This is a genomic window from Candidatus Poribacteria bacterium (assembly GCA_026702755.1).
GTDB lineage: Bacteria > Poribacteria > WGA-4E > WGA-4E > WGA-3G > WGA-3G.
In genome coordinates this window covers 13,457-27,629 of the sequence record JAPPBX010000086.1, presented here as the reverse complement: position 1 = coordinate 27,629, position 14,173 = coordinate 13,457, and the positions used below count along the sequence as shown (strand labels likewise).

Below are 14,173 nucleotides of genomic sequence, written 5' to 3'. Positions count from 1 at the left end.
ACAAAATTAGAATTTCTCTTGCCCCAAAGTCCACATACACAGTATTGAGAGTCGTTGGAGGTGAAAAAGAGATGTGTTGAAGAAGGATCGCTGCATGATAGGTGAAAGACATGAGCTTTTAATTGTTCGCAAAGTCGGATATTGTAATTATACGTAATATACGCGATTTTTGTCAACGTATCTGTTTGGAGGCACAGAACTATCCAATTTTCAGCAATTAATCGTCTTCTACAAAGAAGGAATTCTGCTTGACACACAGGGGATATCCAAGTAAAATGCACACTAAACCCGACTTTCAATCTTCAAGAGATGTACAGAAAACCTACAATACATAAGGCATTTTCATATTGGCTGTGGTTCATCGCGTTCAGTGTATTGGCACTGGTACTTGCCAATGTTCCGTTGTTTAACATTTTTGCTTTTGAGTTTTGCGCGGTGATGGCACTCTGTATCTCATTCGCAGGAGCGCACGTAACACTGGCGGTGATACAGCAGATGAGACGACAGCCCGATGCGCTTACCGGTCCACCGAAACAAATTGTGATGCGGTGTTTCTGGAGTGCGTTGGTGTTTAACTTGGGGTTGTTCGTGTTACCAGTCGGTATAATTTTGTTGAACGCGCTTCGTATTAAAAATTGCAATTTCGGTGAAGGATTTCTGTTTTTTTTTCTACTGTCCGTAATCAGTAGCGTGTACGCAACAACAGCCGGGATATTCTTCGGATTCTGGATTAAAAAGCGATGGTTGGCATATTTGGCGTATCTCGGCTATCTCGCTGTTTCTTCTGTTCCGATGGTCCTCAATCTAATATTTCATCCACCGGTGTTTGCGTATCATGCGACATTCGGGTATTTCCCCGGACCGATTTATGATTTTGTTATCCCGATAACAGATACATTGCTAATTGCACGCGCAGAAACGTTGTTGTGGGCACTGCTGTTTTTGGGGCTTACTGTCAGTATTTGTGAGGTGAGCAGAGACACCGGATTGATGCCACAACTAAGATGGCGTAAATTTTTCAGTCCCCTCACAAAACGTGTGTGGCTATATCTGTTAATTGTTTGCTTACTCGGTTTCCAACTCTATGCAGGGGCATTAGAAATTCGTCCAACACGCGACGATATTGCGCGAAGACTGGGGGGCTTCCATGAAACAGAACATTTTGAAATTTTCTATGCCCGTGAACTTGAAACCGAGATTGAACGCATCGCTGACGACTGCGAATTCCAATACGCGCAATTGTCTATCTATCTCATGCCTGAAGGAGACGAACTATATCAAAAGGTCCGTGCTTATGTCTATGCATCTCCTGAGCAAAAAAAGCAGTTGATTGGGGCAGGTAGTACATCTGTGGAAGACCCGTTCGGATACGGGTTTCACATTCATGCACAAGGCTTTCCGCATCCCGTTCTGAAACATGAATTGGCGCATGTTTTGACTGTGCCGTGGTCCCCATTGAAGGTGAGCCTGAAAATTGGACTTCACGAAGGGATTGCTGTTGCCGCGGATTGGAGTGAAGGTAGGCTTACAGCACATCAATGGACAAAGGCAATGCGCCAGATGGAGATTTCACCGCCATTGTCAGGCATTATGGGTGTTGGTTTTTGGGGGCATGCTGGTTCGCAGAGTTACTTGTTGGCGGGATCCTTTGTTCGGTTTCTTGTTGATACCTACGGCATAGACAAATTTAAGGGGGTTTTCCCAACCGGTAATTTTGTGCGACACTATGCGAAAGACTTACCTTCATTGGAGGCGGAGTGGATAGAATTTTTGGAAAGCGTCCCTTTACAAGACAGCGATATAGTCTACGCGAATTACCGGTTAAAACAACGCAGTGTCTTTGAACGGGTCTGTGCCCATGAGATGGCCGCGTTGCGAGAAACTGCGTGGCAGGCATACTTCCGAAAAGATTATGTCACCGCCGTGGAGACCTTTGAGACGATGCAGTCGGATGAACCGGACAATTTGAGCACGCTGCGGGGGCTAATGTACAGCGCGTATCGGATGCAGGATTATGACAAGGCGTTGTCCTTAGCGAATCACATCGCGAGTATGGACGACACCCTGTTCAGCCCAGAGGCGGTGCTGCTGAAAGGCGATATTTATTGGCTAAAGAATGAACACGAAAAAGCGGTGAGCACTTATGCCTCTCTCCAGACAGCGTATGGGACGATTGAGCGGAGGGGCATCAAACGGATGGCAGCACACTCCTATCCAGATATGGTTACTAATCAACCGAATGGAGCGATACAAGAGGATCGATCCCTCCGAGAGTTACTCCGCGTCGTCTTGGTTGAGTCCAAAGATGCAGCAGAGAAGATAGCGTATCTGTCAACATGCATTCAAACAGAGCCAGATATGTGGTTGGCGTATTTCTTAGCCAGTGACTTGCTTCATCGGGAAGGCGCGTGGCAAAGTAGTAATCAGTACCTTCGCCGTGCAGTAGCACTCTTGGAGAAGACACAGGTATCGGGTGAGATTTCTCCAGAGACCTCAGCGTTGGGGCAACTAACACCACAACAGTACCAAAGTCTTATGTTAGATGCCCAGAGGACAATAGGTATCAATGCCTATCATCTGAAAGATTATGGGGCTGCACAAAACGCATTCCGGTCAATAGCGGAGGACACATCACTCCCGTTAGGAGTCATCCTTTCAGCAAAGGATTGGATACAGCGGTGCCAATGGGCACAGCGTCGCACACTGTAAATTCTATTATATCGGTAAAATCCGAAAATATGTTTATAGTTCGTCAGGGACAAGAACCCCACCGTCGCTGGCGAGGATTGTATCCTCGCTCTTGTGCTTGGGTGTTTCCCGCCTCCTACAAAAAACTGAATTGACTTACTTAATAACTCTATAATATAATATAAGTATGGCAATCGAAGTCTCCTTTAGTGATAATGCAGATTGGGTATTGAACAAAGCAAAGGTATTCCTGCGTTCAAAGCCTGTCCATAACAATGTGATTCTTACACTTTTACACGCCCGAGTTGAGCACTTTATACCCGGTCGCTACTGGGTAGCAACGGATGGAAACGCTGTCGTCGGTGTCGCCTTTCAGTCTCCCTTGAATCTTCGCGCAATTGTCACGCCGATGGAATCCAACATAGTTCGCTCAGTGGTGGATGCAATATCAGATGCAAAGGTAAAATTGCCCGGTGTCGGTGGGGATGCCACAACGGCAGCACACTTTGCAGGGCAGTGGGCGGAGCGGCAAAAGTCAGCAGTGATTCCGTTTATGGGACAGCGCATTTATGAAGTCAATAAAGTGGAGGAACCTACTGGCGTTAAAGGACACTTGCGGAAGGCTGTCCGAGGTGATCGGGAACGCCTCATCGACTGGGTACACCATTTTTGGGCTGACACAAGTGCAGTACAAGAAAGCAAAGCGGAATCTCTTGTTGACAGGCGGCTCTCTGCCGGACAGATCTGGTTATGGGACAATGCTGGACCTGTGTCAGTAGCAGGGTTAACACCACCTGTGGAAGGTGTCGTTCGAGTACAACTGGTCTATACACCGCCGGAGAATCGAGGCAACGGGTACGCCAGCGCGTGTGTTGCCAGTCTCTCGAAACAGGTTCGTGATGAAGGACACCGGTGTATTCTCTACACCGATTTGGGTAACCCAGTTTCCAACTCTATCTATCGCCGAATCGGCTATTCTGTTGTTGCCGAAGGAATCCACTATCAATTTGCGTGACTCTGCTGATAGACAACTTTATTTTCTAAAACTTATAGGGACGCACTATGAAACTTTTTGTGCCGGGAAGAATTTGCCTGTTCGGGGAACACAGCGATTGGGCAGCAAGGTACCGGCAAAATAACTCAGAGATTGAAAAGGGTTATACATTAATAACCAGCACGAACCAAGGGGTATACGCCGAGGTTAAACCGCATCCAACGCAGCTGATTTTGAATACAACTCTCAGTGATGGTACCCGTCACGGTCCTTATAGCCTACCCATGGAGAGGAGTGCCTTGCTTGATGAGGCTGAAAAAGGCGGATTTTTCAGTTATGCCGCCGGTGTTGCATATCAAATTTTAACCAACTATCGGGTGCAGGGGCTGGAAATTGACAATTATCTCACCGATTTGCCTGTGAAAAAAGGGTTGTCTTCGAGTGCAGCCATCAGTGTATTGGTCGCGCGTGCCTTCAATCGCACTTATGATCTCAAGATGACAACACGCGGTGAAATGGAATATGCCTACCGTGGTGAGACGACGACGCCTTCGCGTTGTGGACGGATGGACCAAGGGTGTGCATACCAACGACCTATCCTGATGACTTTCGATGGCGACAATGTTGATGTCCGAGAACTCAGTGTACCGAAAGATCTGTACCTTGTGATTGTTGACCTCGGTGCTGGTAAAGATACACGTCTAATATTGAGCCAATTAAATCATTGTTATCCGTTCGCTGAGAGCGAATTAGAAAAAAATGTACAACACTACCTTGGTCCCATAAGCGCACAGATTACACAAGAGGCATATCAAGCACTCCGGGACGGAGACGCAGAAACAGTAGGCAAACTAATGACACGCGCCCAAACCGAGTTTGACAAACACCTGATTCCGGCATGTCCCTCGCAGTTGACGGCACCTGTCCTCCACAAAGTCCTCAATTATGAACCGATTCAGCCGTATATCTGGGGTGGCAAGGGGGTCGGTTCGCAAGGAGACGGATCCGCGCAATTCATTGTGAAGGATGAAGAGAGTCAGACGCGCGTTATTGAGATTATTGAACAAGATTTAGAGATGTCGTGTCTGAAGTTGGTTATCGAAGCGAGCAGCCACGTCCGAAAAGCGGTCATTCCTGCTGCTGGGTTTGGAACTCGGTTATTCCCTGCTTCAAAGGCGATGAAGAAAGAGTTGTTTCCTGTGATTGACAGTTCTGGACAGGCAAAACCAGCGATTATGGCAATCGTTGAAGAGGCGATCAGTGCTGGCATTGAGGAAGTCTGCCTCATTGTTCAGGCTGGGGATACCGAACTCTTTGAGTCGTTTTTCAAAACGCCACCGCCGATTGAACATTACAATAAACTCAGCAAAGAGAATAAGACGTATTGCGACTATCTGCTGGAATTGGGGAGCCGGGTGACATTCGTCACACAGGACGTTCAAGAAGGTTTTGGGCATGCTGTTTATTGTGCCAGAGAATGGGTTGGAAACGAACCCTTTCTATTGATGCTGGGTGACCATCTCTACGGTTCAGATGAGGAAAAATGCTGCGCGCAACAGGTCGTTGAGGCTTATGAACAGGTGGGGCACAGTGTTGTTGGACTTAAAAAGACACCGATTGAGCAGTTGTCAAACTTCGGCTGTGTCACGGGTATATGGAAAGAAGAGGATTCGCTGCTTTCGGTGACTGAGTTTTATGAAAAACCGGATGCTGAGTACGCAATGGAGCATTTGCACGTAGATGGAATGGATATAGATCAGTTCTTGACGGTGTTCGGCATCTATGTGCTTCAACCTCAGATTTTCGAGTTTCTGGAACAAAATATCACGCACAACCTGCGCGAGCGCGGCGAATTCCAGCTGACATCCTGTTTAGATGAATTGCGGAAAGCAGATGGATTTTCAGGGTATGTCGTCAAAGGCAGACGCTTTGACATCGGTCTCCCGGAGGAATACCGGCAAACGGTTATTGATTTCAGGAACGCATAGACAATCGGGCACGCAAAGGACTTTTCCAATTACGTGCCATTGCCTGTGGTGTCAGTATGTCCCGGGACTTTGATGACAACAATTGTCATATCGTCATATTGTTCCGCGTCACCGACGAAGCCTTGAACATCCGAAACGATGCTTTGAATTACTTCCGCCGCAGTGTAACTATCCGAGATTTTTGAAACTAATTCCTTTAAGCGTTCCGTTCCATACATTTCCTCATCCGTATTGAGAGCTTCAATGAGACCATCTGAATGGAAAATCAAGACATCACCCTCTTTTAAATCGAAAGTGATGGATTCATACTCGACCCTTTTCATACTGCCAAGGGGGAGGTCGCTGTTGTCGATCTCAAAGACGTTCGTGCCTCGCTTGAGAACAGGATAGGGTTGCCCACCGTTGGCATAGTCGATCTGTTTTTTGTCTTCATCAAGGATTGCGAGGTTGAGTGCGATGAAACTCGGTCCGTACATGCGGGGTGCTAACCCCCTATTGAGATCGGTGAGAATGATGTCCGCTTCAGATTTAAAACGCGCGACTTCATATAGCATCCCGTTCGTTAGCACGGCATTCATCGCGCCTCGTAATCCTTTTCCTGCGGCATCTGCCACGGCAATCGCGGTTTGCCCATTCGCAACGGTGAGGTAGTCGTAAAAGTCGCCGCCTACCTGCGTTGCGGGCACCGACATCCCCGCGACATCGAATCCCTTAGTATCGGGGGCTTCCGTAGGTAGCAATCCCATCTGGATATTCTGCGCTTCACTCAACTCATCTCGGATACGTTGCACGTCCGCCTCTTCCTTTTCACGCATTTCGTTGCGCAGCTGCACCGTATGTCGGCGATTGACGACCAAGCGTCCAACTAAAGAAAGGACGACGGTCACAAAGATGAGTGTCGGAAGGTATCTGCGCCATCGCGTCCAGAAGGGCGGTGAGATGCTAAAGTCCACTGCTGCTGCGGGTTCCGTGTAGGGTGTACCTTTACGGAACGCCTTGACGAGGAAGTTATAGTTTCCCGCTTTGAGACCTGTATACCGAATGCGCAGAATTCCATTTTGGTTTTGGAATTCCTGTGTAACGCCGCTATCCCGCAGGAGTTGTTGATTTGGCAATCCGATTGCCGAAGCGTCAGTCCACTCATTAGATCGAACGCCAGAACCGGTTTTCAAGAGAGAGAACGCCTCTGCCGAAAGGGTGGTCCACGTCGGGATATCCAGCCCGGTCAATTTAAATTCGTAAGAGAGTCCAGCACGGAGCGGACTGATGCCTTTCACATTAAAGGTCTTTGATCCGCGTGATGGTAGCGTTAAACTCGATGAGAGGTCAGTATAGGTTGTATCAGCCTCTAAAGCAGTTAACCGACAAAATGGGAGTCCCCCAATCGTCGGTGTATAGTGCGTAACGCCACCTTCGGTTGCGAACCAGAGGTCTTTGTCAGAGGACTCATGAATTTTCGAGATGTTATTATGTGCCAAACCGTTTTTCGTTGTAAGGAGGTAGAAGGTTTCGCCATCGTAGCGTAGGATGCCGCCGCCCCATGTTGCGAACCATATATTTCCACGGCTATCTTCCATCACATCTCGTACGTTGCTAACAAGAAATTCGTCTTCTTTTCTTGCGTACTTTGTGACTCTCTTCCCATCATATTGAACGGCTCCTTGAGATGTTGCTAACCAGAGGACACCTTCTTGTGAGGTTAGAGAAGTTTGAACATCGGCAAGTTCAAAATCGTCAACAGAGATGAGGGCTATGCCGTGATAGGTTTTGAGAACATCAGGGAAAAGGAAAGTTATTCGGTTATTTTCTTGCTTGGGATCCTTCCATACTGCGAGTGGGGCTGAACTGGACTCTCCGTCGAGTAGAATTGGTCCACCAAGTTCAGTGTCGCTCCAGATTATCAACTTTCCTGTTACCGCGTTAAAAAACCATTTGCTTCCCGATGCGGCTTTCAACAGCATTGTTGCTTTTAGGGGAAGGACTTCTGGCTTAATAGGACGATCTGTCGGTTTTAATTGTGCAATCGTTTTCGGATAGCGCAGGACTTTTCCGTTCTCAAAATGTACCCAGAGTCTCTCGTTGGTATCTTTGTATAAATCGGTGATGGCGGCTGCGCCGTGATCAAGCGCGTTTATTGGCTGAGGGACTGTCCCCGGACCGGTTTGTTGAAAGAGTATTCTTTGGAAGCCTGTGTCCGTGAGCTGCAGTAATCCTGTTCTGTCTGCTTTGAAGAGATGCCCACCGAAAGCCAGCCATACGTCTTTCCCTTCAATAATGTGTATATCAGTGCTGCCGCCCGACATTTCGCCGCCGGGTCCGACTTGGATTCGGATAGGAATAGACACCTGATCCACTTTTCCGCTTGCGAACCGGAAGAACGTATATGTAGCTCTTGTAGAGCCAGCGCGCGCTCTCGGTTCATCAATAAACCAGACATCTCCACCAACTTCAAATATTCTTTCAATTTCAGTTCGAGGGAACCGAGAGCGATCTATACTACTGGCGTTAACTTGGGAGTTGGGGGACGAGGTGTTTTGTGCTGAATCTACTCTGAATAGATGCGTGGTAAGTTCTGTTGTTTGCGGATTATAGCGCGTAGCACCGCCAAGAATACTAAACCAGAGATAACCTCGACTATCCTCATACACCGTTCGGACCCTATTCGTACCGAGTCCTGCATGTGTGCTAATTACAGGTGTTGGGTCAAATGCTGTTGCCCCGTTATTGTGGCCGAACCACAATTTACCGTCAACGGCTTCAAAAATCGTATGGATCGCCTCAATTCCGAGTTCGCTGTAGACGGTAGCTAAATTAAGCGTACTATCGTATTGATGTGCTCCAAGTTCATCCGTCATCCATAGGTTTCCCAAAGCATCTTCAAGTTCAAGGAACCCTGTTAGGTTTCCATGTTGTGAACCCTTCCACCACCTTGTGGTGCGTCCATCACTAAACCAAACGCGTCCTTGTTTGTCACTTCGGATTGACGCTCTCTTCCCGGTTAGTGAAGGGTTACGTGTCCTTGTGCTGCCTTGTCCCCAAGCAAGAGGGAGTACCTGTTCAAAAGTCTGCCCATCGAACCGCAAGAGAAGGTTGTAGCCACCGAACCAGAGGTTTCCATTCGGACCTTCGGCTATCGCTTCGATAGTACCAATGGTGTTTAGATTCTCCATATCGTACCGTTTGAATCCAGCACCTTGGCTGACACTCGGCATTTGGTTTTCTGTTTCATCACTTGCTTGGTCACTATCGCTGGGTTCTGGGACTTCGCGCACCCAACGCGTCTCTCGGAAACTCAAAATTACACCGGTCTGTTCTTCCGCCCCTTCATGTCCACCGAGCCAGATGGTGCCATCTTTACTTTCAAAGATGACGTTTATTGTCAAAGTCGCTGAACGAGCGAGATTCTCGCCTATAATTTCGTTTGGCTGTGCTTGTGACGGACGTTGAACGCCTGGGGTGATATACTTCGTTAGCCTCTGATTGTCGCCGACCCAAACATCGCCCTTTCGATCAACGATCAGCCAATTGCCTCTACTGATAAGGCTGACTGAAGTGCCGTCAAACCGACTGACTCTGCCTGAGGTTTCTGAAGGCACACGCGTGAGGAACCAGATATGTCCCCACTTATCTTCGGTGATGAGTCGTGTTTCGCCGAGCAGCGCACCCGCTTTTCCATCGGGCACAAGTAGGTCTTCCGAAGTGTCCGGGGACCCAATGTGGGATTCAAATGTATTCCCATCAAACCGACTGACCCCATCCTGATTGGAACCGAACCAGAGGGCGCCTCGACTGTCTTGGAAAATAACAGGAACAACTGGACCCACCAATCCATCGGCAACGGTGTAGGTTTGAACTTGCTCAACACTTCTTGCCTCAACACAAACAAAAACTGTCGCAAGGGCTACGATAAAAATTAAAGTGAGGTTTTTCGCTGTGGTTTGCAAATCCCTAAAACTCGCTGAACAAGAGTTAATGTGTGTCATAATCTTTTTTATTGCTATCGGTCTTCGACTTTCGGCTCCCGGTAGAAGAGCACTTCGCGGCTTTGATCATCAACTCGTCCGTTTGTAAATCTGGAAGCCAAGTTGATGATCAAAATCTTTTGGTTTCTGACTGCTGACACCCGAGAGCCGACGGCTATTTCTTTACTGCGAGAAATCGCGAATCCGGGAAATTGCTTCCTCAATCACTGCGTCTGGATACGTAAGTGAGATTCTGAAATAACCTTCGCTCCATTGTCCGTATCCGAGTCCCGGTGTTACAACAACGCCCGCTTCCTCAAGCAGTGCTGTCGCAAAGGCGCGGCTGGATCCGTTAAACCGCGGTGGAACGGATGCCCAAACATATATCGTCGCCTTCGGTTTCTCGATTTCCCATCCGCTATCCGTAAGCGCGTCTACCACCATATCTCGGCGCTTTTGATAAACTGCGTTTATCGCTGGTGTAATTTCGTCTACGATTGAGAGTGCCTTTGCACCGGCGAACTGGAGTGCACGGAGCGAACCGTTATCGATATTGTCTTTGACCTTCTTGACAGCATCGACAGCAATTGGATTGCCAGCGACAAATCCCAATCGCCATCCTGTCATATTGAACGCTTTGCTCAGTGAAAAGAATTCGACAGCGACCTCGGTGGCACCCTCTACTTGCAAAATACTTGGGGAGCGATACCCATCGTAAGTATTTTCGCTGTAAGCGTTGTCGTGCGCAATAAGAATGTCGTTTTGTCGTCCAAATTCTACGGCGCGCTCGAAAAAATCGAGGTCGGCAGTGGCTGTCGTGGGATTGTTTGGATAGTTGATCCAAAGGACTTTGGCGAGGCGTTTTACTTCGTCAGGAATAGCGTCAAAGTCAACATAGAAATCGTTTTCTCGCAGAATCGGCGCGTAGTAGGTCGTCGCGCTGGCAAACACGTGTCCAATGTTGTAGGTCGGATAGCCTGGACTCGCTGCGATGCCGATGTCGCCTGGATTGAGAATGCCCAGTGCCATTTTAACGATAGCGTCTTTACTACCGAGCGTTGTCACAACCTGTTCATCGGACAGTGTGACCCCGTAACGATGTTGGTAAAAGTCGAGGACTGCTTGTGGGAAATCGTCAACGGGGATGTCGCACCCGTAGCGGTGTCTGTCTGAGTCATCGGGGTTTTGGATTGCGCTACATAAGGTTTCAACAACTGGGTCTGGTGTCGGAATATCCGGGTCACCGATGCCGAGGCTAATCACATCAACGCCTCGTGCTTGTGCTGCCTGCATTTTTTGACGTAAATCTACAAAGAGATAAGGTGGAAGTTTCTCTAACCGTTCTGCGATCGTAATCATATTTTTAATTTACCTTGCGGTTAAGTAACGTTGGTTGGGGCATCACGTGCTTCTGTGCAGAGCCGCCCTCCATTTCATTACGGGCTTACGTTCTCGATTGATAAAGAAGTTATCAGCAAGGAATATTCGGACTATCAAAACCCTTTTTTAACTCGAAACTGATAACTGAAAACTTTAACCATCAACTCGTCTACAGATATTTTTGCTAAGGCGCGAGTTGATGGTTAAAACTATTTAAGATGAAGGATTGACTGTTGGGTTTCGCTGAGGCTTTCCATAACGTTAGGGCTGAAGTGCAAACCTTGACCGCCCCAATCTGGCATGTAGCCGATGCTGTAGCAGTAATAGAGCGTCCGGCGCGGGTTGCCAGAAACATTGATGACGGACCCGTGTGTGAGTGCCTCCGTAAAGATGACAGCGTCCCCTGCTTTTGCTGGGATCGGTGTCAACACTGGGTTTTCGTCGGGATGACCTCCCCAAGGTTTTGGGAAATTGCTTTTATGGGCACCCGGTATAACAGCGAAACACCCGTCTTCTACATCGCAATCCAGCATCGGAAAGACTGCTTTTGTTAAGGTTGACACCATCTCTCCGTTTTTGCAATGGTATTGACATTTCGGGATAATCGGTGTTCCGTGCATGTGTAACCCGGTATAGCCACCGCCCCACCGGTAAATCGTATACGTGTGATTGAGTCGATAGGGACCGCCGGTTACGCCTTGGATTACGTCCAACACCTCTGGAATGTCGATGAGGGCGTTAAAGACGCTATCTGCCTCCAAAATATTGGAGATATAGAGTTCCTTCTCCGTTCGTTGTGTGCCGAGGCACAGTGGAGACGGATAATCGTCAGGCGGCATATTCTCGTACTCGTCTAACACAGCGTTACACGCATCAACCACTGACTGCGGGATAACACTCTTTAGCAGAATGAAACCTTGTAAGTCAAATAGGTATTTTTGTTCGTCTGTCATGTTGCTTTTCCTTTTGTAGGGTCACCAATTGTCAGAAGAATAGTTTTCGGAGGAAGTGGTTATCAGTTGTCAGTTATCAGTCACAAGAGGTTTCTGGTAACAATTCACCTCAGTCTGGAATATTCCAAGTTTCAGGAGATTGTTACAGAGTTTCTCTTCACTGAAAACCGATAACTGACGACTGAAAACTATTCACGGAACAGCCTCATACCTGAGAATTGTTCCGTTTTGACCAACCACCCATCCGCTGTCTCTGCTGCTTATATAAATAGCCTTCAAATCTGTCCGAGTTTCTGTGTGCTGGGGTCTCCAATTTTGCCCGCCATCATTTGTGTGCAGGACAAGCCCCTCTTTTCCAACGATCCAACCTTCTGTTTCTGAGATAAAAAATACGTCGTCAAGAAAATTGGCAGTATGACTCTCTTGGCGTTGCCATGTTTTTCCGCCGTTCTCCGTATGTAGAATCAGCCCATCCATACCCAAGCTGCGTAGATCTAAACCTACGACCCATCCAATTTCTGGTGAGACGAAGGTAACGGCATCGAGGAAAAAGAATGGGTGCCGCCGACTGATAGATGACAACTTCCAATTGGTGCCGCCATCAACTGTGGAAAGCATTGTGCCATTCATCCCAACCACCCAACCGCGCTGCTTGGAAGTAAAGTGAACGTCAAAAAGATTCCAAGTCGTTCTGCTCTTTTGTCGATTCCACGTTTTCCCGCCATCATTTGTGTGGATGATTTCGCCGCCACTGCCTACACACCATCCGTTTTTTTCGTCCACGAAAAAAAGAGAGAGCAGATCCTGCTCTGTCCCTGAAGTTTGACGATGCCAAACGCTTCCGCCGTTTGCCGTGTGCAGAATCACACCAGCTTCAGCAACTGCCCATCCGACTTGTGGGGACACAAAGTGAGTCGCACCGAAACACTCCGTCGTGCGGCTGTCTTGTGCGTTCCATACAACGCCACCATCTTCGGTTCGTAGAATGGAACCTCGGTCTCCAACGACGTATCCTTCCTCAGACGAGGTGGCACAAACACCAACAAGGAGGTGGCTCGGACTTGATTGTGATTCCCATGTTACGCCACCGTTGCGAGTGTGTAGGATGGTTCCGTTTTCACCGACTGCCCAACCCAATTGTTTAGAGACGAAGTCGAGCCCCAATAGGACAGCGTCCGCACTATTGTGAAAGCGGGGACCGCCGCGTTGATGTTTCCATTTTCCTTTTCCACCAGATGAGGTGTGAAGAATCACCCCTAAGTCGCCGACAATCCAACCGTTTTGGGCATCCGCGAAGTCAATATCGTAAAGTGTAAAGGTATGTAGTGGCTCTTTGCCGAGATACTCCGGTTGTCCGTAACTGCTTTTATGACGTTCATTTGTCCCGTGTGTGATAAATTCCCAGGTTTCTCCGCCGTCAGTTGTTGCGAAAACACTCCGCCGGTCGCCGACAACCCAGCCCGTCTGTTCGTCTATAAAGTGAAGGTTGAATAGGGCATCTTCTGTCTCGAATTGGGTTTGCCAGGTCTCTCCCCCATCGGTTGTTTGATAGATGTAACCCGCATTTTCATTATGTGTTGATGTCGGTGTGTTGTAGGTGATAATCCAGCCCAGATTTTCGCTTACGAAGTGGACACCTTTCAGTGATTTTCTGTTGAACACCTTTCCATCAATCTTTGTAAACGTCTGTCCACCATCGGTTGTTTTTAGCAGTGTGCCCCAATCCCCGACGATCCACCCTGTAGCCTCGCCTATAAAAAGATCGTGCAAGTTGTTTTCTGTGCCTGTTTCGATGTGCTGCCACGTTTTGCCACCATCTGTCGTATGGATCAGAACACCGCCTTCACCGGTGCACCAACCTTCTAAGGCAGAGCGAAAGTAGACGTTTCGCAACGGTCTGCCGAAAGCACTACTGCTCTGTCTGTGCCACGTCTGTCCGCCATTTTTTGTATGGATAATGAGGCTTTCCGCACCCTCTTCATGATCAAGACTTGGAATTAGGTCTACCGCGTTGCCAACTGCCCATCCTATGTTCTCATTTACAAAATAGACATCGTATAGGTGCGAACTCCAATCACCCTCCATGACGGTTTTCCATCTGTACCGTCTCTGTTCCTTAGACGTTATATCTTCACATCCGATTATAAATAATGCAATGATGAGGACAACAGACACACAGGAAACACGCGAATGACGTTGCAACATCCG

The 14,173-nt window shown here is 48.1% G+C and carries 7 protein-coding genes and 1 pseudogene; 4 read left to right on the top strand and 4 right to left on the bottom strand.

Annotated features, from left to right (window positions below):
* The first annotated feature begins 495 nt into the window (after window positions 1-495).
* The 4 genes and pseudogenes from OXH39_16190 to OXH39_16175 all read left to right on the top strand — a co-directional run bounded on the left by OXH39_16190 (window position 496) and on the right by OXH39_16175 (window position 5,670).
* Window positions 496-2,709 carry a hypothetical protein gene (locus tag OXH39_16190; protein ID MCY3552001.1) on the top strand — a complete coding sequence of 738 codons (2,214 nt, stop codon included), beginning with the start codon at window positions 496-498 and terminating at the stop codon, window positions 2,707-2,709.
* Between the two features lie 166 nt (window positions 2,710-2,875).
* Window positions 2,876-3,703: a GNAT family N-acetyltransferase gene (locus OXH39_16185; protein MCY3552000.1), complete on the top strand. Its 828-nt coding sequence runs from the start codon at window positions 2,876-2,878 to the stop codon at window positions 3,701-3,703.
* Window positions 3,704-3,750: 47 nt separating this feature from the next.
* Window positions 3,751-4,791: pseudogene (locus tag OXH39_16180) on the top strand (GHMP kinase).
* Window positions 4,774-5,670 (top strand): UTP--glucose-1-phosphate uridylyltransferase, encoded by an 897-nt coding sequence (locus OXH39_16175; GenBank protein ID MCY3551999.1) that lies wholly within the window; start codon window positions 4,774-4,776, stop codon window positions 5,668-5,670. Before OXH39_16180 ends, OXH39_16175 begins: the two are co-directional and overlap by 18 nt.
* Before the next feature lie 29 nt (window positions 5,671-5,699).
* Here the strand turns inward: OXH39_16175 and OXH39_16170 are convergent, their stop codons facing one another.
* From OXH39_16170 to OXH39_16155, 4 genes are all read right to left on the bottom strand, one after another.
* Window positions 5,700-9,653, bottom strand: a complete 3,954-nt coding sequence (locus OXH39_16170; protein MCY3551998.1) for a SpoIIE family protein phosphatase — start codon at window positions 9,651-9,653, stop codon at window positions 5,700-5,702.
* Window positions 9,654-9,815: 162 nt separating this feature from the next.
* Entirely contained in the window at window positions 9,816-10,991 is a 1,176-nt protein-coding gene (locus OXH39_16165) for an aminotransferase class I/II-fold pyridoxal phosphate-dependent enzyme (protein MCY3551997.1), read from the bottom strand.
* A 230-nt stretch (window positions 10,992-11,221) separates the two neighbouring features.
* Window positions 11,222-11,965: a phytanoyl-CoA dioxygenase family protein gene (locus tag OXH39_16160; protein ID MCY3551996.1), complete on the bottom strand. Its 744-nt coding sequence runs from the start codon at window positions 11,963-11,965 to the stop codon at window positions 11,222-11,224.
* Window positions 11,966-12,157: 192 nt separating this feature from the next.
* On the bottom strand, window positions 12,158-14,170 hold the full coding sequence (locus OXH39_16155) for a YCF48-related protein (GenBank protein ID MCY3551995.1): 2,013 nt from the start codon (window positions 14,168-14,170) through the stop codon (window positions 12,158-12,160).
* Between the last annotated feature and the right edge of the window lie 3 nt (window positions 14,171-14,173).